Annotated in this window: 20 protein-coding genes, 1 tRNA gene and 2 pseudogenes; 17 read left to right on the top strand and 6 right to left on the bottom strand. The window is 68.8% G+C overall.

Annotation, left to right across the window (positions count from 1 at the left end):
• Positions 1–9: 9 nt before the first annotated feature.
• The 3 genes from FB455_RS20055 to FB455_RS20045 are packed head-to-tail and all read left to right on the top strand — an operon-like array spanning position 10 to position 3,786.
• Positions 10–1,455, top strand: a complete 1,446-nt coding sequence (locus FB455_RS20055; protein ID WP_013473838.1) for a glycosyltransferase family 2 protein — start codon at positions 10–12, stop codon at positions 1,453–1,455.
• Positions 1,455–2,276, top strand: a complete 822-nt coding sequence (locus FB455_RS20050) for a phytanoyl-CoA dioxygenase family protein (RefSeq protein WP_186461716.1) — start codon at positions 1,455–1,457, stop codon at positions 2,274–2,276. The genes FB455_RS20055 and FB455_RS20050 overlap by 1 nt, the downstream gene beginning before the upstream one ends.
• 31 nt (positions 2,277–2,307) lie before the next feature.
• On the top strand, positions 2,308–3,786 hold the full coding sequence (locus tag FB455_RS20045; protein WP_013473840.1) for an FAD-dependent oxidoreductase: 1,479 nt from the start codon (positions 2,308–2,310) through the stop codon (positions 3,784–3,786).
• Here the strand turns inward: FB455_RS20045 and FB455_RS20040 are convergent.
• Both FB455_RS20040 and FB455_RS20035 read right to left on the bottom strand, forming a co-directional pair.
• Positions 3,783–6,221: an amino acid adenylation domain-containing protein gene (locus tag FB455_RS20040; protein WP_186461715.1), complete on the bottom strand. Its 2,439-nt coding sequence runs from the start codon at positions 6,219–6,221 to the stop codon at positions 3,783–3,785. The two genes, FB455_RS20045 and FB455_RS20040, sit on opposite strands and share 4 nt — an antisense overlap.
• A gap of 7 nt (positions 6,222–6,228) precedes the next feature.
• On the bottom strand, positions 6,229–7,185 hold the full coding sequence (locus FB455_RS20035; RefSeq protein WP_013473842.1) for an LLM class F420-dependent oxidoreductase: 957 nt from the start codon (positions 7,183–7,185) through the stop codon (positions 6,229–6,231).
• An 89-nt stretch (positions 7,186–7,274) separates the two neighbouring features.
• On the opposite strand from FB455_RS20035, the gene FB455_RS20030 reads away from it, so the two are divergent.
• The 11 genes and pseudogenes from FB455_RS20030 (at position 7,275) to FB455_RS19980 (ending at position 19,582) form a co-directional block, all read left to right on the top strand.
• Positions 7,275–8,102, top strand: a complete 828-nt coding sequence (locus FB455_RS20030; RefSeq protein WP_083816925.1) for an FkbM family methyltransferase — start codon at positions 7,275–7,277, stop codon at positions 8,100–8,102.
• 31 nt (positions 8,103–8,133) lie between these two features.
• On the top strand, positions 8,134–9,279 hold the full coding sequence (locus FB455_RS20025) for a Gfo/Idh/MocA family protein (RefSeq protein WP_145754555.1): 1,146 nt from the start codon (positions 8,134–8,136) through the stop codon (positions 9,277–9,279).
• Positions 9,280–9,371: 92 nt separating this feature from the next.
• A complete protein-coding gene (locus FB455_RS20020) occupies positions 9,372–10,355 on the top strand; it encodes an NAD-dependent epimerase/dehydratase family protein (protein WP_013473845.1) in 984 nt (327 codons plus the stop codon).
• Positions 10,348–11,037 carry a PIG-L deacetylase family protein gene (locus tag FB455_RS20015; RefSeq protein ID WP_041784098.1) on the top strand — a complete coding sequence of 230 codons (690 nt, stop codon included), beginning with the start codon at positions 10,348–10,350 and terminating at the stop codon, positions 11,035–11,037. Before FB455_RS20020 ends, FB455_RS20015 begins: the two co-directional genes overlap by 8 nt.
• Positions 11,038–13,038: a DegT/DnrJ/EryC1/StrS family aminotransferase gene (locus FB455_RS20010; protein ID WP_145754553.1), complete on the top strand. Its 2,001-nt coding sequence runs from the start codon at positions 11,038–11,040 to the stop codon at positions 13,036–13,038. It abuts the gene before it with no gap.
• On the top strand, positions 13,038–13,964 hold the full coding sequence (locus tag FB455_RS20005) for a Gfo/Idh/MocA family oxidoreductase (protein ID WP_145754550.1): 927 nt from the start codon (positions 13,038–13,040) through the stop codon (positions 13,962–13,964). Before FB455_RS20010 ends, FB455_RS20005 begins: the two co-directional genes overlap by 1 nt.
• Before the next feature lie 204 nt (positions 13,965–14,168).
• A complete protein-coding gene (locus tag FB455_RS20000; RefSeq protein ID WP_013473849.1) occupies positions 14,169–15,161 on the top strand; it encodes a phosphotransferase in 993 nt (330 codons plus the stop codon).
• Between the two features lie 171 nt (positions 15,162–15,332).
• Positions 15,333–15,620, top strand: a pseudogene (locus tag FB455_RS19995) (transposase); the annotation flags it as partial.
• A gap of 216 nt (positions 15,621–15,836) precedes the next feature.
• Entirely contained in the window at positions 15,837–16,922 is a 1,086-nt protein-coding gene (locus FB455_RS19990; protein ID WP_013473851.1) for an IS110 family RNA-guided transposase, read from the top strand.
• 14 nt (positions 16,923–16,936) lie between these two features.
• Positions 16,937–17,886: pseudogene (locus tag FB455_RS19985) on the top strand (IS3 family transposase); the annotation flags it as partial.
• Between the two features lie 436 nt (positions 17,887–18,322).
• Entirely contained in the window at positions 18,323–19,582 is a 1,260-nt protein-coding gene (locus FB455_RS19980; RefSeq protein WP_013473852.1) for a nucleotide sugar dehydrogenase, read from the top strand.
• Positions 19,583–19,588: 6 nt separating this feature from the next.
• Here FB455_RS19980 and FB455_RS19975 read toward each other — a convergent pair whose 3' ends face one another.
• Positions 19,589–20,206 carry an IS5 family transposase gene (locus FB455_RS19975; protein ID WP_085983661.1) on the bottom strand — a complete coding sequence of 206 codons (618 nt, stop codon included), beginning with the start codon at positions 20,204–20,206 and terminating at the stop codon, positions 19,589–19,591.
• Positions 20,207–20,469: 263 nt separating this feature from the next.
• Here FB455_RS19975 and FB455_RS19970 point away from each other — a divergent pair.
• Positions 20,470–20,545: transfer RNA gene (locus tag FB455_RS19970), tRNA-Arg, on the top strand.
• Positions 20,546–20,553: 8 nt separating this feature from the next.
• Here the strand turns inward: FB455_RS19970 and FB455_RS19965 are convergent.
• From FB455_RS19965 to FB455_RS34565, 3 genes are all read right to left on the bottom strand, one after another.
• The gene (locus FB455_RS19965) at positions 20,554–21,216 is read right to left on the bottom strand and encodes a DUF6882 domain-containing protein (RefSeq protein ID WP_145754546.1); all 663 of its coding nucleotides are present in this window, start codon (positions 21,214–21,216) and stop codon (positions 20,554–20,556) included.
• Between the two features lie 74 nt (positions 21,217–21,290).
• The gene (locus FB455_RS34355) at positions 21,291–21,464 is read right to left on the bottom strand and encodes a hypothetical protein (RefSeq protein WP_013283846.1); all 174 of its coding nucleotides are present in this window, start codon (positions 21,462–21,464) and stop codon (positions 21,291–21,293) included.
• 316 nt (positions 21,465–21,780) lie between these two features.
• The gene (locus FB455_RS34565) at positions 21,781–21,921 is read right to left on the bottom strand and encodes a hypothetical protein (RefSeq protein ID WP_222434139.1); all 141 of its coding nucleotides are present in this window, start codon (positions 21,919–21,921) and stop codon (positions 21,781–21,783) included.
• A gap of 433 nt (positions 21,922–22,354) precedes the next feature.
• Between FB455_RS34565 and FB455_RS19955 the strand changes: the two genes are divergently transcribed.
• Entirely contained in the window at positions 22,355–23,131 is a 777-nt protein-coding gene (locus FB455_RS19955) for an HAD-IIB family hydrolase (RefSeq protein ID WP_145754543.1), read from the top strand.
• A 120-nt stretch (positions 23,132–23,251) separates the two neighbouring features.
• A complete protein-coding gene (locus tag FB455_RS19950) occupies positions 23,252–25,051 on the top strand; it encodes an adenylyl cyclase (protein WP_145754540.1) in 1,800 nt (599 codons plus the stop codon).
• Positions 25,052–25,071: the final 20 nt, after the last annotated feature.

Raw genomic sequence — 25,071 nt, 5'->3', positions numbered from 1 at the left:
GGAGTTGGCATGTCGCAGGAGCTTCCCCGTATTTCGGTCATCGTGCCCAACCATAACCGGACCCCGCCGCTGCGGGCCACGCTGCGGTCACTGCACCGGCAGCACCTCGAAAACGACTGGTTCGAGGTGATCGTGGTCGACGACGGGTCGGCGGTTCCGGTGGAGCCAGACATCGCCGACCTGTTGACCGGCGGCCCATCGATCCAGGTGATCCGCAACGACACCGCCGTCGGCGCGCCGGCGGCCCGGAACATCGGCGCTGCCCGGGCCCGCCATGAAGTGCTGCTTTTCCTGGACGCCGAGTGTATGGCGCACCCGGGGCTGCTGGCCGCTCACGCGCGGGCGCACCAACTCTTGTCGGCCTCCTACTGTGGCTACACCTCGGCCCGGGAACTGACGCCCGAGCAGTGGCCCGTCCTGCTCGGATCGGACTGGGACTTCGAGGACACCGAGACGGTCTTCCGGGCGGTGGAGCGCAATCCGCTGTTGCACGATCCGCTGGTCGACCTGCTGGCCGAGCCGGCCGCGACGGACTGGGCGTTCTTCTGGACGTCGGCGGCCAGCGTACCGGCCAAGGCGTTTCATGATGTCGGTGGCTTCGAGACCGCATTCGAGGTGAAGGGCGTCGAGGACATGGAGCTGGCCTACCGGATGGCGCGCATCGGCCTGCCCACATACTTCTTGCCCGACGGCATCTGTTTTCACCAGCCGCACGATCGGCCGAGGCACATGGAGCTGATCCGGGACCGGCGAAACGACCACATCATGTTGGCGCTGCACCCGGAACTCGAGGTGGAGGCGGTGTGTGCCTTTGGGGTGCTGCCGGCCCGCGGTCTGTTCCCGGCCCTGCACGCATTCGGGCAGCGGCTCCCGGCGACCTCGGGCGACTGCGCCAAACTGGGCGATCTGGCCGAGGTGCTGGCCCTCATCGATGCGGCAGACGGCCGCACGCTGCTGCTCGGGGATCCAGGTGGCTGGCCGGCGACCACGGCAACGCCGCACGCGGTCGTCTTTCCGGGACAGGCCGGCGGGCCCGACGTGACGCACCGACTGCTCGGGGCGAGGCTCCCGTACGCCAACCAGGAGTTCGCAGTCGGCATCATCACCGACTACTGGCGGTCGTTGCCTGAGCGCACGCTCTGCCGCGTGCTGGACGAGCTGCTGCGAACCTGCCGGGAGGTGATACTGCTGGCCGACGTCAGCACGGCACCGCCAGCGGTGCCCGATGCCGACCTGGCCGCTGCGTTGGCGGTGCATGACCGACCGTTCTGGGAGTTCACCGTCCGGCTTCGGCGTGAGTTGCACGAATTCCAGTTCACCGCGATGCAGGAAAAGGCAGGGGTTCGGTCCTACCGGGTCACCGGGCGGGACTGGTTGACGACGACCGTTGCCGACGCGCTCGATGGGGTGACCGTACGGCGGTCCGGACCGAATGATGGGGATGAGGTCGAATAGTGAGTGTCCTGAGCGCACAGCAGCGCGACTACTTCCACACCTATGGATTTCTGGTCCTTCGCGGCTTCCTGTCCGCTGAGCTGAACGCGGAGCTCGAGGCCGAGGTACGCCGGAGCCTGAGCGAGAACTACACCATCGAACCGTCCGCGCATCGTCGCCCGGCGACCGGGGATGACAGCGTCTTCCTGCCCATGATGGGTCCTCGTACGCCGGTCAGCCGTGCCCTGGTGGCCGACGAGCGGCTGGTCGAGATCGCGCAGGTACTGCTGGGCGGCGGCGTGATACCTAAGCCCGCCAAGGGGAACTTCTACAACGACGCCTCGTTCTGGCACAGCGACTCGTTGAGTCGGGACCTTCAGGCCATCAAGGTGGTGACCTACTTCGACGCCCTCGACGGTCCGTCCGGCGCGCTGCAGGTGATGCCGGGCTCGCACTGGCCCGACCTGTTCGACAAGCTGGCAGCGTTCCGGGCGGCGTGGCCGTGGTCGACCGGAACGGACAGCGAAGCGGTCGAAGAACGCTGGTGGCCGGGGCAGGTCCTCGCGACCCAGCCGGGTGACGTGATCATCTTCGACGTGCACCTCTGGCACGCCAGTCTCGGCGGCAGGGATCGCACGCAGTGGAGCGTGTCATACGTGGCTGAACCTACCAATGACCAGGAACGGGACGCCGTTCGGGCGTACCTCATGTCCTTCATGGAAGCCGGCCACGAGTACAACGACGAGAACTATCCGTACTTCGACCCGGACTGGGCGACCGATGACACCGGGCCGTTCGCCCGCGGACTGAGGGCGATCGACTACGCCGCATCATTGCGCTGATCCGACCATTGGCCGACAACAGGGGACGTTTGTGACCAACTTACTGATCACCGAGCTGCCCGCTCATGCCCGGATCGTGATCGTCGGCGGCGGCATGGCGGGGCTGGAGCTCGCCGCCGAGCTGGAGCGGCGCGGCCAGACCGGCGTGCTCGTCCTCGAGGCCGGACCGGCCGCCGACCCGCGCCACGTGTCGTACGCGTACGACCCGGAAAAGGCTGCCGAGGTGAGCTCTCAGCCGGAGTCCGACGAGTACTTCCGGCGGTCGTGGACCTCCGACTCGCCGCCGTTCTACGACAGGAACTCGGGACTTCGCGCTCGCCTCGGCGGGCGATCGCTGTACTGGTTCGGCCTGGTGCTGCCGCTGGAGCCCTGGGCACTGGCCGGGTCGGCGTGGCCAGCGTCGATCGTGGCCGACCTCACCGAGTCGTGGCGGGGCGGCCGGTCTCTCTATGACCGACTGTCGGACGATCTGGGCGTGCCGCTGCGCGGGTACATCGACCCGGCCGATGCCGGGCCCGAGACAATCACCCTGGGCGGACACGTGTTCGGGCCGGCGCCTCGGGCCTACCGCGGTACCGACGACCGGTGGTGCGCCTACTCACCGCTGGACCATTGGCGGGATCCGCAGACCGGTGAGTCGGTGGGTGCGCGTGGCGGCGTCGAGGTGGCCTGCGATACCGAGGTCGAGTCAGTCGTCGTCGGCGGCGGCAGGGCGACCGGGGTACGGGTACGCCGCGCCGACACCGGCGAGATCCACGACATCACGGCCGACGCGGTGGTGCTCTGCGCGGGCACGGTGGACAGCGGTCGACTCGCCATCGACGCGATCCAGCAGGCCGAGCCCTCGGCGCCGGCCCACCTGTTCGGGCTGAGCGACCACCTGGCTCAGGGCTTCGCGGTCGAGGTCGAGCCCGGCGCGGCACCCGACAGCCCACTGCGGTTGGGGAGCTTCACCGCGGTCGGCGACGGATCGGCTCGGTCGAACTTCTTTCTCGAGGTGGAACCGACCGAGGACGGGCGGTGGCGTGTCACGGTGACCACGCTGGGTGAGCAGGAGCCGGGCGCCAACGGGCTGATCCGGGTGCCCGGCGAGGCCGGTGACCAATGGCGGGTGCGGGCCGAGATCGGTCCGCGAGATCGCGACGTGCTCCGAGCCCAACAGGAAGAGCTCGAGCGGATCTGGGAAGCGGTCCGTCACCTGTACGACCTCAAGCCTCACCGGCTTGAGTTCGCGGAGTACGGCGCCGCGTCACCGTCGTCCGACGTACCGCCCGGCACCCCGTACACCGGCAAGGGCACACTGGGGACGCTCCAGCACGAGGGTTGCCTCGTGCGTATCGGCGACACGCTCGACAGCGACCAGCAGTTCGTCGCTGTGGCCAACCTGTACGCTGCCGGGCCGACGACGTTCCCGCGGATGGGGGCGGCCAACCCGACCCTGACGACCCTGGCGTTGTCGCGACGGCTGGGTGCGCACCTGGCCGACCGGCCCGGCAGCGCGGACCGCTAACGTCCGCCGGTTGGAGCTGCTGCGGTCAGCCGTAGCAGCTCCAACCGGTCAACCTTGCCGTTGGCCGTGACCGGTAGATCGTCCACGGTTCGCAGCACCTCCGGCACCATGTACTCGGGCAGCAGCCGGCTCAGGTGGACCCGCATCGCCTCGACATCAAGCTGGCCGCGGCGGCTGGTGTAGAATGCCACCAGCCGTCTGTGCCCGCAGGTGTCATCGGCTACCGCGACAGCCTCGTCCACCAGCGGGTGGGCCGACATCGCGGCTTGGACGTCGCCGAGCTCGATCCGGTATCCCCGGATCTTCACCTGGTCGTCGAGTCGCCCGAGGAACTCGATGTTGCCGTCGGGCCGCCATCGGGCGCGGTCGCCTGTCCAGTACATCCGGGCAGCGCCACCACCGAACGGGTCCGGCAGGAACTTCCGTGCGGTCAGCTCCGGATCGCCGAGGTAGCCCTCGGCCACACAGATACCAGCTATGTACAGGTCTCCGGCCTCGTTGACGGGGCAGGGCTGCCGATCGGCATCGAGAATGTGGTACCTCGCGTTCTGCATCGGCCGGCCGTACGGGACGCTGCGCCAGTGGTCCTCGACCGTGTCGACCACGAACGCGTTCGACCAGACGGTCGCCTCGGTGGCGCCGCCCAGCGCGATCACCTCAGCCCGGGGGAAGAACTCCCGGATCGTGCCCGGCATGGCCAGGGGAACCCAGTCGCCGCTGAGGAAGACCCGCCGTAGTGACTCGATCGGCCCGGCATCGCCGGCCGCCGCGCGTGCCGTCGCCGCCGACAACAGCACAGCCATGGCGGCCGGCGCAGAGTCCCAGAACGTCACCCCGCCGGCCTCGATCGCGTCGAGCAGTGCGTCGGGATCGGCTAGCTCATCGTCCGCCACCAGGCGGACGGCTGCGCCGGCAGCGAGCGTGCCGAAGACGTCGTACACCGAGAGGTCGAACGCGAACGAGGTGACGAACAGCAGGATGTCCTGCTCCGTCACGCCGAAGGTCCGGTTGACCCAGTCGATCAGATGGACCACCGAGCGCTGGGTGACCATGACACCCTTCGGATGGCCGGTGGAGCCTGACGTGAAGATGCAGTATGCCAGGTCGGATGGCTGGCCGACCGCGGCCGGAAGGGGTTCGACCGCCGTCATGTCCCGAGCGCCCCACAGCTGAGGCCGGACCACCCCGGGCTCGGCGCCGCCCGGGCCGAGCACCACGTCGTAGCGGCGACCCAAATAAGGGTCGTCGCGCAGCGGCGTGTCGGCTCGGTCGACGATCGTGACACCGCCGTGATCGGCATGGCGCCCAGTGAAGTACCGCCGAGGAACGGCCAGTAGCTCGGGCCGGTCGGCGTACACCGGATCAACGACGTCGGCGACTACGAGGTGCCCGCCCGGGGCGAGCAGTCGACGGCACTGGTCCATGACGTCCGTCAGATACCGCGTACCGGGAAAGAACTGGATCGTGCTGGCCAGCACGATCAGATCGAAGGGACCGTCAACCAGCTCGCTGACCTGGTGCGCGAAGCCGTGGACGAGTTCGACGGACGCTCCGGTCCCGTCAGCCCAGGCTCGGATGCGGGCCAGGGCGACCCGGGATGGATCGACGGCGACGTAGTGGCCCGCCGATCCGGCGAGCTCGGTCAGAATCAGCCCGGATCCACAGCCGATTTCCAGTACGCGTGTCCCCGGGTTGACGAACGGCGCGGCCAGGCCGACCACGTGACACTGGTAGGCGTCGGCGCGGGCGATGTCCGCCGTAGGATCGGTGTCGTCACGGAGGCCGAAGCCGGCCGCGCGATGCGGTTCCGGCTGCTCGGCCACTGTGTCCCATAGGTCCTCCACCGCGTCGGCATCGAGCATCCGCTCGAGATCGGGTGGATCGCCGTCGACCAGGTGGATGTCGGTCAGGGCGGGCGCCAGTTCGATCAGCCCCGGCACGCGGCCGGCGTGGGCGCGATCCACCACCAGATGCCGGCAACCGGCCTGATTCAGCGCGTCGGCTATCCGGGGCAGGGGCCATCGGGGGTCGATCGGCACGTACGCGGCGCCGGATCGGTTGATGCCGAGCAGCCCTCGGATCCCGGCCGTGTGGTGCCCGCAGAGGAAGCCGACGTACTCCCCCGGCCCGACGCCGCGTCGGCTCAGGTGGGCCGCCACCTGAGCCGACGCGGTCCGCAGAGCGGCATGGGTGTAGGCGACACCCGTGCCGTCCACCAGGGCCGGACGGTCCGGAAACCGCGCGGCCGCGCGATCCAGCAGCTCGGCGAGGAGCAGCGATCCGTCGTACGGCTGCTCGGTGCGAAACCACTCCGGGTCGGGCAGCCGCCATCCGGCTGAAACACTGGAACCATCGCCTGTACGCACTTCCGCCCCCATCGACCAGCGCCGGCCTGCCGAACATCTGGCACGATAGCGGCTCGCGACCGGGCGCACCGGCCCGTCAGACCTCCGCCGGTGCCGTCGAGCCGCTACGCAGTTCCGGTAACACCTCATCGGCCAGTAGACGGATGTGGTCGATATCGTGGACATCCGGAAGCTGAAGGTAGATCCGCTCGCAGCCGGCCGCTGCGTACTCGCGGACGCGCCTCACCACCTCGTCCGGACGGCCGCCGGCTTTGCGCTCCCGATACCGTTGCGGTGTCGAGCCGCCGGCCGATGCCCGGGCGGCGAACTCCTGCTCGGTCCGTCCGCACGCGACTGCCACCGCAGCCGAGTAGACCAGCTCGCCCGGATCACGGCCGATCGCCTCGCAGGCGCGCCGTAACCGGGCGAACTGGTCGGTCATCTCAGCGGCGGTCGCGTACGGCACGTTGAACTCGGACGCATACCGGGCGGCCAACGCCGGAGTTCGTCGCGGACCGAGGCCGCCGACGATGACCGGTAGGCGGTCCTGCTGCGGCTTGGGCAATCCGCGGCACTCGACCAGCTGGTAGTGGCGGCCGGTGAAGGTGACCCGCTCGCCGATCCGGCACGACCACAGCCGCGTGATCACTTCGAGTTGTTCGCAGAGCCGGTCCAGTCGCGTGGAAGGCGCGGGGAGGCCGATCCCGAACGCCCGATGCTCATCGGCCCACCACCCCGCGCCGAGCCCGAGTTCCACCCGACCGCCGGACATGCGGTCGACCTGAGCGACCTGGACGGCCAGCACGCTCGGATGCCGGAAGGTCGCGGCGCTCAACAGCGTGCCGAGCCGGATCCGGTCGGTCTCCCGGGCAAGGCCGGCCAGCGTGACCCAGGCTTCGACCGGGCCGGGCTCGCCGTCGCCGTCCCCGAAGGCCATCAGGTGATCTGCCACGAAGAACCCACCGAAGCCGCCGTCTTCGACAGCCCGGGCCGCCCGCAGCACGTCCGCGTACGTCGCGCCCTGATGCGGTTCCGCCACTATTCGCACGTCCATCGGGCAGCAATATGCCACATCAGGCCCGGCTGCGAAGGACCCCGAATCACGGGATAGTCAACTCTCGACGATGTGTGTAGGGTGGCCCGATGCCGCATGATCGTCGGCACTACGGGGGTGACATGGTTACGGGCTGGACGCCGCAACGACTGTCGCGTCGGGCGCGTACTGACCTGGCCTCTCTGTGGTTGCGACGGCGGCTGCGTCGGGGCGAGCCCTACCGGTCGGCGCCCGTATGGGCCACGGTGGCTGGGGCCGATGTGGAGACGTTCAATCTCGACACGTTGAGCTACCTGGTTCGTGAGATCTTCGTCGACGGCTGCTACGAGATGGGCGATCTGGGCGACCGCCCCACGATCGTCGACGTGGGAGCCAACATCGGCCTGGCGTCGCTCTACTTCCGTCGCCGCTATCCGCGGGCGTCGATTACCGCCATTGAGGCGGACCCGGACGTGTTCGCACTGCTGGACCGCAATCTGCGCCGCAACGTCGTGGCCACCCACCTGACCACCCACCACCTGGCTGCCCATGGCCGTGGTGGTTCGGTCGCGTTGTACCGTCGAGCGGCCAAGCCGGGTCGGCTGACCACCAGCGTCGAGGCGCACCGCGGCGGACCGGAGGCGGTCGACGTTCCGGCGCGCCGGCTGTCTGAGCTGATACCGGGGCCGATCGATCTCCTCAAGGTCGACATCGAAGGCGGCGAGCATGGTGTCATCGCCGAACTGGCCGAGGCGGGCGCTCTGGTCCAGGTACGGCGCATCGTGCTGGAGATGCACTCGTCAGGCGACGGCGACGACCGGGTTCAGGCAACCCTCGATCACCTTCGACGCTGCGGTTTCCAGCTCCTGATGGGCGATGGGGCCAGCGACCTTCGGGGTCTGGGGACAGGCACCGCCATCGTGAGAGCGATCCGTTGACCGCGTCGCGGCCCGGCTCGGAGAGGAACGCATGCAAAGCCTGGGAATCGGGCAGGTCGGCGTGGGTGGCATCGCAGCCACTCATCGTGAAGGTTATGACGCCCTCGGCCTTTCGGTAGTCGCTGGTTACGACATCGCCACCGCCGCGCTGGCCGGTTTTCGCGAGGAGCGCCCCGACGCGGCCGCGTACGACCAGCTGTCCGCCCTGCTTGCCGACCCCGCGGTCGGCGTGGTGGACGTGGCCGCGCCGCATCAGCAGGGGCTCCGGACCGAGCTGCTGGAGGCCGTGCTGAAAGCCGGAAAGCCGGCGTTGGTGCAGAAGCCGCTGGCGGTGTCCTATCCAGAGGCCGAACAGATCGCCGTTCTGGCGGAGCGGTTCGGAGTGCCGGTGATGGTCAACCAGAACATGTGCTTCGCGCCGAACCTCCTTGGCCTGCAGCACCTGGTATGCGTCGAGCGGTTGATTGGTACTCCGTCGTACGCGCAGATCCGGACGGAAGCGAAGTTCGACACGGACCGCCATCCCTGGTACGGCCGGTACACCCGGTGGTGGACCGCTGCGGTGGGGGTGCACCACCTGGCGCTCGCCCACCACCTGCTGGGGCCGCCGGAGACCGTCTACGCCCTCATCGGTCACGAGCCCGGCCAGCCGGGTGTCACCGGCAACGACGGTTACGGACACCTGGCCCTGAAGTACGCCAACGGCATGCAGGCGCTGGTCATCCTGTCGGGCACCTACTACGGCGCGCACCAGGTGAGTCACGGCTCGGAGTTCATCTGGGTCCAGGGACCGGACGGCGGTGTCGATTGTCGGCCCGACGGCGATCTGGTGGTATCGACCCGGCGCTCGGACAGTCGCCGCAACATCGATCGCATTACGCGGCCGCGCATGATCAGCGGTGACTGGTTTCCCATGGGCTTCGGCTTGTCGATGCGGCACTTCCAGGACGCCCTGGCCGAGGGTGTGGCGCCCTGGTGCTCGATCACCGACAACCTCTACGTGGTTGCCGCAATCGAGGCCGCCTACCGGTCGGCGGTCGAACGCCGGGAGGTCAGCATCGAGTCGATCATGGATGATCGGTATGACCCCGCCTACGGGCCGGGCTCGACGCGCGCGATGACGGACTGGGTGGCCGGCATCGCGACGGCGGAGGCACTGTATGACGGCGCAACGTAGCCTCGATCGCTCAGTTCGCGGATCCGGCATGCGTTGCGCCCGTGGATCCGATCGCCGCCTGGCGACCGACGGACGGTTGAACGGGGAAGATTGTGCCTGAGGTTGTGGTAACCGGGGGGCTGGGTTTCATCGGCTCGACCATTGTGGAGGCGTATCTGGCCGAGGGCACCGAGGTCAGGATCATCGACTCCGGTGTGTCGTCGGTCGTCGACTCTCTGTTCGACGACGATCCGCGTGTGACGGTGGTCCGCGCGCCGGTGGAGGAGTACCTCGCCAACGGGGACGGCTTCCAGGGTGCGGAGCGGGTCATCCACTGCGCGGCGCGACTGGGCCCGGCCGGGATCCTCGAGCACGCCGGCACCTTGGGGCGTGACCTGGTCGTCTCCACCTCCGCCGTGATCGAGGCGTCGCTGCGGGCTAAAGCCAAGTTGTGCGTGTTCAGCTCGGCCGAGGTATATGGCCACAGCGGCGTCCTGGCCGAGGACGCCGACATCCGGGTACCGGCCAACTACAACGCGCGGATCGAGTACGCCGTCGGCAAGACCCTGACCGAGGTGATGGCGCTCAACAGCCGCTACCGCGGCCTGGACGTGCTGGTGATCCGACCGTTCAACGTGGCCGGCGCACGCCAGTCCGGGGCTGGTGGTCACGTTCTGCCGACCTTCATCCGGCAGGCGCTGGCCGGGGAGCCGATCACCGTCTTCGCCTCCGGCACCCAACTGCGTTCGTTCTGCTCGCCGACCGACCTCGCTGAGTTCGTGGTGCACCACATGGATGCGGCAATTGGCGCTGGTGTCGGCGTCGTCAACATCGGCAGCACCAGCAACGAGATCGACATGATGGGCCTGGCGCATCGGGTTCGCGAGTTGGCTGGCAGCACCTCGGAGGTCGCGCTTGTCGACTCCCAGTCGATTCACGGCCCGCGTTACTTCGAGGCCGAGTCGTTCCGCAAGATGCCCGACCTGACGCTGGCCACCGAGCTCGGTTGGAAGCCCCGGGTCGGACTGGACAACCTGATCCTGGATGCAATCGAGTATGCCCGCAGCAGGCAGAGTAGGGATGTGCGTCATGCCTGACTTCCGACGGGTCCTGGTCCTGGCACCGCACGCCGACGACGAGGTGCTGGGCTGCGGTGGCCTGCTCGCCCGGCTGCGTGACGAGAACGCCGCCGTGCGCGTGCTGTTCATGTCGGTGGATGGAATGCATCACGCCGGCCTGGACCGTCGCGCCGGCTTCGCCGAGCGGGTCGCCGAGATCGAAGCCGTACGCGGCATCCTCGGCTTCGAGTACTCCATAGCCTACCCAGACAAGGACATGTGCGAGCGACTGGACACGGTGCCGCGGCGCGAGCTGGTTGACCTGATCCAGTCCGCCGCCGACGAGTTCGAGCCGGACCTGCTGTTGCTCCCCAGCGGGCACGATTACGACCAGGATCATGTCGCCACGTTTGCCGCCGGCTTCGCGGCCGCTCGACCGATCGCCCGGCAGTTTGGCCGCTGGCTGGTACCGCACGTGTTCAGCTACGAGATCACCAAGATCCAGTGGTCGGCCGAACCATTGCCGCGGGCGGCTGCATTCGTCGACATCACCGACCAGCTCGACACCAAGCTGGCCGCGTTGCAGGCCTATGCCACGCAGCATCGCGCAGTACCGCACATCCGCAGCGAGGAGGCCGTGCGTGGACTGGCCTGCCTGCGTGGGGCTGAGATCGGGGTGCACTACGCGGAGGCGTTCGAAGTGCACCGGACGACTCTGTAGATGAGCCAGCACTATCGAGGCATGGGCATTACCGGAGAGGGTGGGTACGTGACGGTGGAAGATTGGCCCCGCTGGCCGGAGACCGACGACTCGACCATCCGCCGCGTCGGCACGACCTTCCTCAGCGGCCGACTCGCGGTCAGCGGCGCCCGCAGTCGATGGCGGTCGCGCAACGTGGCCGCCGCCGAGCGAATCGCCGACACCGTGGGGCGCCGCCATGCGATCCTCACCACCAGCGGCTCCAGCGCGATCGTGGTCGCGTTGCAGGCGGCCGGCATCGGGCCCGGCGATACGGTCCTGATGCCGGCGACGACGTGGGTCAGCTGTGCCACGGCAGTCATGCGGGTAGGCGCGATGCCTGCCTTCTTCGACGGCACGGCGGACTCGCCCTGCCTGATCGGCGCGGCCCCGGACGTCTCGCCCGCCGCGGTGCTGGGCATCCACCTGTATGCACAGCACTACGATGTCGGGGCGCTGCGCGCGGCGTACCCGTCGGCCATCCTTATCGAGGACGCCTCGCACAGTCACTTCTCGGCCGTCGACGACGGTCGTCGGGTGGGGACGTTGGGCGACATCAGCATCATGAGCCTGCAGGCCACCAAGATCTTGGCCTGCGGCGAGGGTGGCGTCGTACTGACCGACGACCCGGAGCTGGCCGCCCGGATGGAGTCCCTGGTGATGGATTCCCGGCGCCGGGCGGCGGTGACCGCGCGGACCGCCACCAACGAGCTTGAACCGGCACTGCTGATGCACGGCGCGAACCACGCGTTGTCAGAGGCATCAGCCGCTCTCCTGCTGGACCAGCTCGAGCGCTTCGATGACCAGGCTGCCCGCCGAAGCGACGCCGCGCACCGGTTCGTCGATCGGATGTCCGACGCCGGCTGGCGGGTGTTTGCCGCCGCCAGCGCGCTGAAGACCGGGAATTTCTACGGCATGGCGGTGGAGGTCCCCGACGCGCGGGGCGACCGCCAGACCTTCATCGAGCAGGTGGTCACCGACGCGGGGCTGTCGCTGGACACGGTGTATCCGCCGGTGCCCGAAGGCCCGCTGTTCCGACCCTTCTCGGTCAAGCAGTACGAGCGGATCGCCCACCACGCACCGCCCACCCCGGTGGCCCGCCGCTGGCACGAGCGGCACGTGGTCGTCCCGCACCACGCGTTTCTGGCCGGGCTCGACAACATTGACCGGCTGGCCGACGCGATGATCGGACGACCGGTGTCGGCTCGACCGGTCCAGGCCCGCCCGACCGTTGACGTAGTGGTGATCAGTGGCGGTACTCGGCCTAGTCTGACCGCCGCCCTGGACAGCGTCCGAGCGCAGCGGGTCGACGCGAATGTACGGATCACCGTATGGCTTGACCTCGCGGCCGATGGTGAGCGGCCGGCGTGGCTCGACGATGCCGTACGCGGCCTGCCCGTCGCGGAGTTGCGCGCACGCGGCGGCGTCCTTCCGGCGCAGCCCTTCGAGCGCATCTCCGCGCTGCGGCAGCTGGCGGCCGGCCGCGCTACCGGCGATTTCGTGGCGTTTCTCGACGACGACAACGTATGGGACGCCGACCACTTGGCAATGCTGCTGGCTGCGGCGCGATCGGGCTTCCCGGCGGTGCACTCCTGGCGGCGCCTGGTGGGCGAGGACGGCAAGGATGCGCCGGTACGCGCGTTCCCGTGGTTGCCGGCCGGGCCGGCAGCTGACGAACGGCTCGCCGCGATGGAAGCCGCGGGAGTGATGAAGCCGGGTGACAGTGTGGTCCGCGACCGTGTCGACGCCGGCATGGTGGACATGGGCGAGTGGCTGTTCGACCGGGTGCTGCTGTCCCAGCTGCGATTCGGGCGATCCCGTACCGAGCGAGAGGTTGCCGAGCGGCTCGGCGAGGACGACATCATTCTCGAGCAGCTGCTGGAGGCCGGCGTGCCGGTGCGGTGCACCGGGAGGGCCTCGCTGCGGTACCGCCTCGGCGGCATGTCGAATCCGGAGTCCACCAGCGATGGCGAGGTCGGCTGATGGTCGCGCCGCGAATCGCCGTGGTCGGTGGTGGGCGAATCGGTGAGGTGCACGCGCGAAATCTGGCAGCTGCGCGGGCCCGGGTCGTCGTCGTGGAGCCCGATTCGATGCGGGCCCGCGCCGTCGCGGACCGGCTCGGGCTACCGACCGTTGCCGGTTTGGACGCGCTGGAGCCGGGCGCGCTCGACGGGGCGGTCGTCTGTACGCCGACGGACAATCATGAGGAGTCTGTCCGGGCCCTGTTTCGGCACCGCGTCCCGATCCTGCTGGAGAAGCCGTGTAGCGCCGATCCGGTGGCGAGCCAGGCGCTCGGCGAGGAGGCCGAGAAGCGCGGGGTGGCTCTACGGATCGGGTTCCAGCGGCGGTTCGCTCCGGAGTACCTGGCGTTACGTGACCTGGTGCGGTCCGGGACCGAGCGGATCACCCTGGCCACGTACACCAGCCTGGATGGTGCTCCGCCCCCCACCGGCTATCAGGTCGCTGGTGGAAGCCTCGCCTTCGATCTGCAGATTCATGACGTCGACCTCGCCCTGTGGACATTCGGGACCGAGGTGGCCGACGTCGTCGCCGTCCAGGTCGATCTCGACGGGGTGGCCGACACATTGCTGACCTCGCTGCGGCACTCGGGTGGAGTGGCCTGCTCCTTGGTCAGCAAGCGGACCAGCGGTGGCGGATGTGAGGTCTACGCCGAGGTGATTGGTGAGCAGGCCACCTTCTCGACCCGGTCAATGGTGGCGCCACAGCGTTACGCCGACTTCCGGGATAGGTTTCGGCAAGCGTACGTCGAGGAGATCCACAATTTCCTCGGGCTGATCGCCGGTCGTCGAGATCGCCTGGCCACCTGGTCGGATGCGGTCGCGGCGGAGAGCGTGTGCCAGCGCATCGACGTTGCCGTGGCGGCTCGACTGTCGCTGAGTCCGTCCTGATACCGCCGGTCGTGCGCTGCGGGGCTGGCGGACCGGCGCAGCCACAATGACGTGGTCCAGGTGGGCCGGGAAGTTTCGAATCAGAGACCGTGTGATTCGTAGGTCCGGCTGCCTCCGGGCGGGCGGCGAACTCCCGGGCAGTGGGGAATACCAGGCCGCCCCGCGTGGAACCCCCGATGCCGCCCGAACTGATGTGGAGCGCCCATGATCGGCGTTACGGATCCGCGCGCGACAGTCGCGGAGGTCGACGCCCTCCGCCACATGTGTGACCACTTCGGGCTCGGCGATGCCGATCGGGTCACGTTTGCCGCCCGCGGCTCGATGGGGCGGGTGTATCGGGTCGATTCCGGTGGTCGCGCGTACGCGCTGAAGATGTTCTACGACCATCCGGACCCAGACAGGGTCGCCGCCGAGGTGGCCTTCACCGAACTGGCGATGGCCCGCGGGCTGGCCGCCCCACAAAGCATCGCCGCCAGGAATGGTGGCTTTGTCGTACCGTCCGCCCTGCCCGGGGTCGCCTACGGCCGGCTGTACACATGGGCCGACGGGAGCCAGATCAGTTCGGCCGCTCGCCACCTGAGCGATGCCGCCGAAATTCTGGCTGTCCTGCATGGCACCGATCACCGCACCGATCGGGCCATCGACCCGTGGTACGAGATCACGCCCAGCGCCGACGAGTGGGACTCCCTGCTGGCTCGACTGGCTGCCGTCCGATCCCGGTGGGCTGAGCCGCTGCGGGTCCGCCGGGCGGACCTGGTCGAGTTCTCGGGTTGGGTGGTGCCGACGGCTGCACCTGCCGGTTACAGCTGCCATCTGGACGTCAAGCCGGCCAACATCTTGATCACGGCTAGCGGCCGGCGGACGCTGGTGGACTGGGACAACGCGGGACCGGCCGACCGCGACCGGGAACTCGTCTGCACCATGCTGAACTGGACCGGTACTGATCCGGGCGTCGCGGCTGGTGCCATCTCCACCTTCATGCGGCGTTACCGCGAGGCAGGTGGCCAGGCCCGACCGCAAGGTCTCCCGGCGCTCTCGATGTACCTGGCGACCACCATCAACTATCTGTACGTCCTGGCGTTGGCGGCACTCGACGGCGCCAACCGGCTGGACCCGGCCGAGATCCCCAGGTTCCTGCACGGCCTGCCAGATGCCTCGACGTTGATGGGGCTGAGCGCCGAATGGGAGCGGTATTAGCGCGACCGGCCCCGGCCTCGGGACCCCGGTGCGGCCAAGATCTTCGTGCGGATCGGGGGCGGGTGCGAAATCCCGCCATCCATGCCCTCGACAGCCAGGCTCACACGTCATGGCGCTGACTGAACCGCCCCGGGTTTGGTAGCGGCCCGACCTCTTGTGGAGGATCGAGCCATGTCACGCCCTTCCCCTTATCCCCGTGAGTTGCGTGAGCGAGCGGTGCGGATGGTCGCTGAGGTGCGGCCGAACTATGAGTCGGAGTACGCGGCGATCGGCGCGGTGGCGCACAAGCTGGGCATCGGCACCGCGGAGACGCTGCGTAAGTGGGTGCGCCAGGCCGAGGTCGACGCCGGCCAGCGGGCCGGGGTGAGCACGGACGAGTCGGCGGAGTTGAAGCGGCTGCGCCGGGAGAACGCGGAACTGCGTCGGGCGAACGAGATTCTGAAGGCGGCGTCGGCTTTCTTCGCGTTCATGCCAGCCTGATCGTCGTCCGGCGGGGTTCGCTCGTTTCTTTGCTGCCCCGGCATCCTGGTTTGGTGGCTTCTCGTGCGATGTGCGGCCCTGTCGGACACCTGCGCCGGGCGCGGTGTGGCTTGATAGGTGCGTGCCGATGCTCGATGAAGGCGTGCCCCCGCCGCCCGGCTGAAGGTTCCAGCTGGTCGGGCAAGGGGAGGCGATATGGTCGTGATCGGGGTCGATGCGCATAAGCGCAGCCACACGCTGGTGGCGGTGGATGAGTTGGGCCGCAAGCTCGGCGAGCGGACGGTCGGAACGACCAGCGATGGGCATCTGCAGGCGGTGCAGTGGGCGGCGCAATGGCCGCAGGTCCGGTTCGCGCTGGAGGACTGCCGGCACCTGACCCGCCGCCTGGAGGGCGATCTCCTGCGCGCCGGGCACCAGGTGGTGCGGGTGCCAACCCGGCTGATGGCCGCGGCGCGTCGGAGCTCTCGGCAAGCGGGTAAGTCCGACCCGATCGACGCCTTGGCGGTGGCGCATGCGGCGCTGCGTGAACCGGACCTGCCGGTGGCGCAACTGGACGGCCCGGCCCGGCAGGTCAAGCTCCTGTCGGATCACCGCAGGGACCTGGTCGCGGAGCGGACCAAGCTGGTCAACCGCCTGCGGTGGCATCTACACGAACTCGACCCGGGCCTGCAGATCCCGTCCCGAGGCCTGCGCCGCTACTGCGTCATCGACGAACTCACCGACCGGCTCTCCGATGCCGAAGGCACGGTCGCTCGGATCGCCCGGGACCTCCTCGTGCGATGCCGCGAGCTGACGATGCAGATCAACGGCTTGGAGCGGGAACTACGCGACCTGGTCCGCGTCCTGGCGCCCAGCCTGCTCGCCGTCCCAGGCTGCGGTGTCCTCGGCGCGGCCATGATCCTGGGCGAGACCGCCGGCGCGGCCCGATTCCGCTCGAAGCACGCCTACGCCCGATTCAACGGCACCGCCCCTATCCCCGTCTGGTCAGGTAACACCGTGCGCGTGCGGCTCAACCGGGGCGGCAACCGGGTCGTCAACACCGCCCTGCACATGATCGCCGTCACCCAGGCCCGCGGCGTCGGCCCTGGTAAGGACTACGTCGACAAGCAACTCGCCGTCGGCAACACCCGCACCGAAGCGCTCCGGCTACTGCGCCGCCGGCTGTCCGACCGGGTCTTCACCGCCCTCAACGCCGACGAACGCGGCACCTCCCAGCCCACCAGAACCGTCACGACATTGCCTCCTACCAGGGTGAGAACCGCGATGACCGCGGCGGCTTGACATAGGAGCATCGCCGAGCTCGACCGGCCACAGCCGCGCTCGTGAGGTTCATCGACGAGCACAAGCAGGTGTTCGGCGTCGAGCCGATCTGCCGGGTCTTGCGGAGCACGGCTGGCAGATCGCCGCCAGCACCTACCGGGCCGCCTCCCGGCGCACACCCTCCACCCGCACGCGCCGCGACGCCTGGCTTGGGCAGGAGATTCGGCGGGTGCACGCGGCGAACTACGGCGTCTACGGGGCTCGGAAGGTGTGGCTGAGCTTGAACCGTGAAGGGGTGCCGGTGGCCCGGTGCACCGTCGAGCGGCTCATGCGGCAGCTCCGCCTGCGCGGGGTGGTGCGGGGCAAGACCCGACGCACCACGATCGCCGACGAACACGCCGCCCGGCCGGCGGACCTGGTGCAACGCCGGTTCACCACCGAAGCGCCGAACCGGCTGTGGGTCGCCGACTTCACCTACGTGCCTACTTGGTCCGGGATGGTCTACGTCGCGTTCGTCATCGACGCCTACTCCCGCCGCATCATCGGCTGGCGGGCCGCCACCACGATGAAGACCAGCCTCGTGCTGGACGCGCTGGAAATGGCGATCTGGGCCCGCGGCCGTCAGGGCGCCACGGATCTGGCCGGGCTGGTGCACCACAATGACGCGGGCAGCCAGTACACCTCCATCGCGTTCACCGAACGTCTCGCCGCCGCCGGCGTCGACCCGTCCGTCGGATCCGTCGGCGACACCTACGACAACGCTCTGGCCGAATCCACGATCGGCCTGTTCAAGACCGAACTGATCAAACTGCACGGGCCGTGGCGGACGTGTGACCACGTCGAGATCGCCACCCTGGAGTACGTCGACTGGTACAACCACCGCCGCCCGCACAGCGGAGCCGCGGACCTACCACCAGCCGCCTTCGAAGCCCTCTACGATCCCACCGAACACCGGCAGACCCAGCCGGAAACCCAACCCATCTAGCCGCTACCAAACCCGGGGCGGTTCAGACTGCCCTTGCGGAGTTTTCGCGAGCCGCTGGCTCCGCCGATACACCGGATCGTCCCGTCCCTTACGCAGCTACCCGGACAGGTCGTGGGTTGCGTCCACAGCAGAGTGAGGCCGATCCGGTGCCGGTGGAGCGGCCGGATCCGGGATCGTGGTTCCTCGGCGCGCAATCAGTTCCGCAGCGTCTCGTGGCTCATCCGGAGCCAAGCGCCCTCCCTCTGGACGAACGTCCAGTTCCAGGGTGTTCCGATATCAGGGGGAAGCCAGCTACCCTGCCACAGGTCGCGGGACGACCGGGTGTCGACATCTCAAGGAAACATCAGGTTGGCAGTACATCTTCTCGGGGCCACCATCGCCGCATAGCATCAACCGGCTGACGACGTTCCGCACGGGGTGTGAAAGGAGCGGGCACGTGTCTGTCGATCTTGTGGTGCTTGGACTCGGTTACGTTGGACTGCCGCTGGCTCAGCAGGCGTTGAGGGCCGGCATGTCCGTGCTCGGCTTCGACGTCAGCTCGACGGTCGTCGAGGCTCTCAACGGCGGCGTCTCACACGTGGATGATCTTTCGGACGCCGACGTCTCCGAAATGGTCCGATCCGGGTTCCGCGCCACGACTGCTCATGCGGAGATCGCCACCGCGGCAACGGTCGTCATCTGCGTGCCGACACCGCTGTCCAAGGACGGCGGCCCCGATCTGGGAGCGGTCAAGGCCGCAGCCCACACAGTGGCTCGTAACCTGCGTCCCGGCATGCTAGTCGTGCTCGAATCAACGACCTATCCCGGGACAACCGACGAGATCGTCCGCCCCATCCTCGAACAGTCCGGTCTCGTCGCAGGCGTGGACTTCTTCCTCGCCTTTTCCCCTGAGCGCATCGACCCGGGAAACGAGCGTTTCGGCACCCACAACACGCCGAAGGTGGTCGGAGGTGACACTACACAGAGCACCGAGCGGGCAGTGGCGTTCTACGGCCGGTTCATCCACACGGTCGTCCGAACCAAGGGAACCCGGGAAGCCGAGACGGCGAAACTGCTCGAAAACACGTACCGGCATATCAACATCGCCTTGGTCAACGAGATGGCCAGATTCTGCCACGAACTCGACATCGATTTGTGGGACGCCATACACGCCGCCGCGAGCAAACCGTTCGGTTTCCAGGCGTTCTACCCAGGTCCCGGCGTAGGCGGCCACTGCATCCCGATCGACCCGAACTATCTGAGCCACAAGGTGCGGGCAAAGCTCGGGTACCCGTTCCGGTTCGTCGAACTGGCGCAGGAAATCAACGCCACTATGCCGACGTACGTCGCGAGCCGGGCGCAGAACATCCTCAATGGTGCCGGGTTGGCCATCAACGGTGCAATCATTCTGCTGCTCGGTGTGACATACAAGCCCAACATCGCCGACCAGCGCGAGTCTCCAGCGGTGCCGCTGGCGCGCCGGCTCGCCGCTCTGGGCGCGAAGATCAGCTACCACGACCCGCACGTCGAGCATTGGACGGCGGCGGGAGTCGACTTCCCGAAAATAGATGACCTTGAGGGCGCAATCGCCTCAGCCGACCTTGTGATCCTCGTGCAGAACCACCGAGAGTACGACGCCGACCATCTTGCTGGGATTGCCAAACGATTCTTCGACACAAGGGGAGTCACCTCGGGAGCGATAGCAGACCGGCTCTAAGAGGTCCTAATAAAGTGGTACGACATGTCGGTACGTGATGATGCAGGTGGCCAGGCCGAGGAAGGCTTCGTGAATGTCGTCGCGGCGTTCCCAGCGGATGCGTAGCCGTTTCATGCCGTGGTACCAGGCGACGGTGCGCTCGACCACCCAGCGGAAGGCGCCGAGACCGGAGCCGTGGGGTTGACCGCGGCGGGCGATGCGCGGGCGGATGCCCTTGCCTCGTACCGCCTTGCGGTACTTGTCGTGGTCGTAGGCGCGGTCGGCGAACAGCTGGTCGGGGCGCTGGCGGGGCCGGCCGGCCACGCCGCCACGCACGGGCCGGATCTTGTCGATCAGCGGCAGCAGTTGGGTGACGTCGTGGCGGTTGCCGCCGGTCAGTGACACCGCGAGGGGGATGCCGGCGCCCTCGGTCAGGATGTGGTGCTTCGATCCTGGGCGGGCGCGGTCGACCGGGCTCGGGCCGCTTTTGGGCCGCGTCTGGCGGCCCGCACATGCGAGGGGTCGATCACGGCGCGGGGACCAGTCCAGCTTCCCGGCGGCCTGGAGCTCGGCCAGCAGCACCTCGTGCAGTCGCTGCCACACCCCGGCCCGGTTCCACTCCTCCAGCCGCCGCCAGCAGGTCATCCCGGACCCCGACTGTGGGCCCTACGGACGGAACACCGTTGATCTTCGATGATGTGCGCGGTGTGTGCTCTCCAGCGGGTGCCAACCCGGGTGAACCGGTGCCAACGCGGGTCACCGCGGCCGACCGCCGGTCGCAAGCCGGGGTTCGTGTGCTCCGGGTGTGGTCCTGGGCTGGGAGAACGGGGGTCCGGATGACGTGGGTGAACGTGCGCCACTCCCTGCCACCCCAGGTGCACCCCCAGGTCGCTAGACTGTGCCCTCGCGCCCTCGTAGCTCAGGGGATAGAGCATCGGTTTCCTAAACCGTGTGTCGCAGGTTCGAATCCTGCCGGGGGCACCACATTCCGCCTACGGGCTGACCGTTCCCGACAGGTTGCTGACCCGACCCATCGCGTCGAAGTCGATACGCAGGACCGACCCGCCCCGATCCTGCGCCGTCACCGACATCGGCGCTCGATCCAACCGCCACCCCTGCTGGTGCAGGAACGACTCGACGGCGACGCGGTGCTCCACCGGGAAGGACTGAAGGACCTGCGTCAGAACGGTCAGCGCCCGCTCGGGCCGGACCGGCGCGGTGATCTGCGGTGGGGCGTCGTCGAGGTGGAAGAAGACGGCGCCGCCGTCGTACGGCCCGCGGTAGTAGCAGCGGCCGGTCAGGCCGGACGCCAGCAGGGCGAGGCGGTGTCCGTCGGCGCGCTGAAGCGGGAACGTGGGTTCGGTGAGTTCGGCGACCCGTTGGCGGTGCCCGTACTCGCGAAGCCAGCCGGCCAGATGCAGCAACGCCGGCGGGAGGTTGCTGGCGTCGTTGGCCCAGGCCCACAGCCAGGTGCCGTTGTCGTGGCTCTCGGTGCCGAGGAGCTGGACGCGGTACCGCAGGTCGGTCCCGAACGTCGCGATGCCGTCGGGCACGTCGAGCTGCCAGTCACGCTCGCCGAGCAGGTCGGCCAGCGCCATCTGGCGGGCCAGGCCGGTGCCGACATGTTCGGCGAAGAGTCGATCAAACGTCGGCATCGCCGCAGTGTGCCAGACCTTTCAGCGCGGGACGGCCCCGCGTCCGGCCGGAGCCGGAGCGCGGGGCCGGCGGGTCAGCGGACCAGCGCTGCCACCAGCGTCCCGATGCAGGCGACGACGGCGGCGATGATCGGACTGAGCGTCTTGATGTACGCCAGGATGAGCCGGTGCCGGTCGGTCGGCTCGGCAACGGTTTCGTCCTCGTCCTCTGGTGTCTCGAAGTCTGACCCGTGAGGGATTACAGTCAACGTGACTCCTTCCGTTGCAGCGGTGGAGTCGAATGCGGCGTCCGGTGGCAGCCGGGCGCCGCCCTCTGTGTGAGGCGACGCAGTGCCGTTCGACCGTTCGAGCATCCTCCCGGCGGACAGCTAGCACAAGAGTGGGCAATTCACTGTCGGGTACCTGACAAGCAGATGCATCGCATCGAGAAAATTTCGGTGCCATCTCTTGCCAAATGCAATTTTCCGTGAAGCAGTTCAACTCAGCGTGACCACGCCAAAGCACATGGTGAGCAGTAGTGTCGTCAGGCGCGCCAGGCCGCGGGACCGAGCCGCGGCACGCCGGCTACGAGACGAGGAAGCCGGTGGAGGAGCGGGTCAGGACGCCGGTCATCGGGAAGCGGGCGGAGCCGTTCCACCAGTGCCACGCCACGGCCCAGGCGCCCTGGCCGGACGGCAGCGCGTCGTGCGAGGCGCAGTCGGCCATGCCGACGCTGTTGCCGGAGCCGTGGACCAGGGCCGGTACGTACAGCCTGCCGGTCGCGCCGCAGCGCGCGCCGGTCCCGGCGCCGACTGTGGTGCCGTAGGTGACGTAGGGAGCCGTCCTTCGCCAGCAGGGTGTCCGGGTCGGCCGGCGGGAAGGTGGACGAACCCGCCGGCGTGGACATGTCGTCGGCGGGCGCGGCGGCGACCGGCACTCCTCCATCGATGTAGGTCTTTGTCGGCCGAACGCTATCGACGCCGACGATCCCGTCGACGGGGGGAGCGCTGACGCCGGGAGCGGGAAGCGGGGCTGCCCGGAGACCCGCCGGGTTACGCTCCGTCGAGGGGACGTGTCACCCGCCGGGCCCTCAGGCCGGTGCCAGGACCCGTCGGTACCCTGGCAGGTCCTGGCCTGTCCGCGACGACATGAGGTATTCGTGAACGATCTTCGAGTGGTGGCGTTCGATCTCGACGACACCCTGGCGATTTCCAAGTCCCAGATCGATCGTCGGATGGCGGAGTTGCTCGGCCACCTGCTCACCGAGGTGGACGTGCTGGTCATCTCCGGTGGCCGGTTCGAGCAGTTCCAGTCGCAGGTGCTCGCCCACCTCGACCTCACCGAGGAGCAGCGCGACCGGCTGCACCTGATGCCGACCTGCGGCACCCGCTACTACCGCTGGTCCGACGGGGACTGGCGGCAGGTCTACGCGGAGGATCTGACCGAGGCCGACAAGGCCCGTGTCGTCACCGCGCTCACCGAGTCGGCGCAGGCGCTGGGCCTGTGGGAGGCGAAGACCTGGGGCGACATCATCGAGGACCGGGGCAGCCAGATCACGTTCTCCGCGCTGGGGCAGTCGGCCCCGCCGGCCGAGAAGTACGGCTGGGATCCGGACGGCGACAAGAAGCGGCGGCTGCGGGACGCGGTCGCGGCGAAGCTGCCCGACCTGGAGGTGCGTGGCGGCGGCTCGACCTCGATCGACGTCACCCGCAAGGGCGTGGACAAGGCGTACGGCATGCGGAAGCTGCTGGAACACCTGGACCTGAAGATCGACAACGTGCTCTTCGTGGGTGACCGCCTGGACGTGGGTGGCAACGACTACCCGGTCAAGGCGATGGGCATCCGCTGCGTCGCGGTCACCCGTTGGGAGGAGACCGCCGACTACGTCGAGAAGCTCGTCGACGACCTGGTGAAGCAGCGCGCCGAGCGCGCCTGAGCACAGTCCGACCCAGAGCCCGCCGGTTCCGGAACCGGCGGGCTCTGGCGGTATCGACGGTGATGAGGTAGGAACAGCCGAGAGAGCGCTCTCCCGTCCCATCACCGAACAGGCAGGCAGATGCGATCACCCGACCCCTCCCGCCGCCGTTTCCTCACGCTCACCGCCTCCGCGGCCTCGCTCACCGCCCTCGGCCTCCCGGCCGGCGCCGCGGCTGCGTCCCCGGCCGCATCGCCGGCCGCGCGCCCCGGCCGCGAGCCCGACTTCGGCCCGAACGTCTTCGTGTACGACCCCAGCACGCCGGTCGAGGAGATCCAGTCCACGCTGGACCGGCTGTTCACCGCCCAGGAACGCAACGAGATGGGCTTCGACAGGTACGCCGTGCTGTTCAAGCCCGGCCGCTACGAGGTGGACGCCCGGCTCGGCTACTACACGACTGTGGCCGGTCTCGGCGCCCACCCGGACGACGTGGAGATCCACGGCGCGGTCCGGGTGGTCGGGCAGCCGGACCCGAACTCGCCCGCCGGCATCTCCGCGCTCACCAACTTCTGGCGCTCGGCGGAGAACCTCGCTGTCACGCCGACGGACTGGTCGAACCAATGGGCCGTCTCGCAGGCGTCACCGATGCGCCGGGTGCACGTCAAGGGCGTGCTGTGGCTGGAACCCGGCAACGGCGGCTACTCCAGCGGCGGCTACATCGCCGACTCCAAGGTGGACGGCATCACCATCAACGGTTCCCAGCAGCAGTGGCTCACCCGGGACAGCGAACTCGGCGGCGAGTGGACCAACGGCGTGTGGAACCAGGTCTTCTCCGGCGTCATCGGCGCGCCCGCGCAGGGCTTCCCCGACCCGCCGTACACCACGCTGCCGACCAGCCCGGTCACCCGGGAGAAGCCGTATCTGTTCGTCGACGCCCGTGGGGCCTGGCGGGTGGCCGTACCGCGCCTGCGCCGGAACACCGCCGGCACCACCTGGGCCACCGGCGGCGCGCCGGTGCCGTCGCTGCCGCTGTCGGCGTTCTTCCTGGCCCGGCCCACCGACTCGGCGAAGCGGATCAACGCGGAACTGGCGCGGGGCCGGCACCTGCTGCTCACCCCCGGCGTCTACCACCTGGACCGGGCCCTGCGGGTACGCCGCCCGGACACCGTCGTGCTCGGCCTCGGCATGCCGAGCCTCGTGCCGGACCGCGGGGACGCGGCGCTGCGGATCGAGGACGTGGACGGGGTCCGCATCGCCGGAGTGCTCGTGGACGCCGGGCCGGTCGAGTCGCCGGTGCTCGTCGAGGTCGGTACGCGGCACTGCCACCGTTCGCACGCCACGAACCCGATCTCGCTGCAGGACGTCTTCTTCCGCATCGGCGGCCCGTACGCCGGGCGGGCGGTGACGAGTCTGGTGGTGCACAGCCGGCACACGCTCATCGACAACATCTGGGCCTGGCGCGGCGACCACGGCCGGGCCGGCACGATCGGCTGGACCGTGAACACCGCTGCCACCGGCGTGATCGTCAACGGCGACGACGTGACCGCGTACGGGCTGTTCGTCGAGCACTCCCAGCGCTGGCAGACGATCTGGAACGGCGAGCGCGGCCGGACCGTGTTCTACCAGAGCGAACTGCCCTACGATCCGCCGAGCCAGGCGGCCTGGCGCAGCCCGACCGGCAACGGCTGGGCGTCGTACAAGGTGGCCGACCACGTCCGCACGCACGAGGCGTGGGGACTGGGCGTGTACTCGTACTTCAACCAGGGCGTGGACATCCGCTGCGACCGGGGGATCGAGGCGCCGCGCCGGGCCGGGGTGCGGTTCCACGACGCGATCACCGTGTTCCTGGACGGCAGCGGCGGCATCGAGCGCACGATCAACGAGATCGGCACGCCTGTCGTCGGGTCGTACGGCACCAGCACGGTGGTCACCTACCCCTGACCGCGAGGGCGGCCCGGCCG

The organism is Micromonospora sp. CNZ296, assembly GCF_007827635.1.
Note: the sequence above shows the minus strand (reverse complement) of the source record. Positions and strands in the feature narration are given on the sequence as shown.

Coding starts and splice junctions, on each gene's coding strand:
- FB455_RS19975 (WP_085983661.1), bottom strand. CDS start 20,206: ATGACCTGCTGGCGGCGGCTGGAGGAGTGGAACCGGGCCGGGGTGTGG.
- FB455_RS20030 (WP_083816925.1), top strand. CDS start 7,275: ATGCCGCATGATCGTCGGCACTACGGGGGTGACATGGTTACGGGCTGG.
- FB455_RS20005 (WP_145754550.1), top strand. CDS start 13,038: ATGGTCGCGCCGCGAATCGCCGTGGTCGGTGGTGGGCGAATCGGTGAG.
- FB455_RS34565 (WP_222434139.1), bottom strand. CDS start 21,921: ATGGCCGACTGCGCCTCGCACGACGCGCTGCCGTCCGGCCAGGGCGCC.
- FB455_RS20000 (WP_013473849.1), top strand. CDS start 14,169: ATGATCGGCGTTACGGATCCGCGCGCGACAGTCGCGGAGGTCGACGCC.
- FB455_RS20055 (WP_013473838.1), top strand. CDS start 10: ATGTCGCAGGAGCTTCCCCGTATTTCGGTCATCGTGCCCAACCATAAC.
- FB455_RS20010 (WP_145754553.1), top strand. CDS start 11,038: ATGAGCCAGCACTATCGAGGCATGGGCATTACCGGAGAGGGTGGGTAC.
- FB455_RS20025 (WP_145754555.1), top strand. CDS start 8,134: ATGCAAAGCCTGGGAATCGGGCAGGTCGGCGTGGGTGGCATCGCAGCC.
- FB455_RS19950 (WP_145754540.1), top strand. CDS start 23,252: ATGCGATCACCCGACCCCTCCCGCCGCCGTTTCCTCACGCTCACCGCC.
- FB455_RS20035 (WP_013473842.1), bottom strand. CDS start 7,185: ATGGACGTGCGAATAGTGGCGGAACCGCATCAGGGCGCGACGTACGCG.
- FB455_RS19990 (WP_013473851.1), top strand. CDS start 15,837: ATGGTCGTGATCGGGGTCGATGCGCATAAGCGCAGCCACACGCTGGTG.
- FB455_RS20015 (WP_041784098.1), top strand. CDS start 10,348: ATGCCTGACTTCCGACGGGTCCTGGTCCTGGCACCGCACGCCGACGAC.
- FB455_RS19965 (WP_145754546.1), bottom strand. CDS start 21,216: ATGCCGACGTTTGATCGACTCTTCGCCGAACATGTCGGCACCGGCCTG.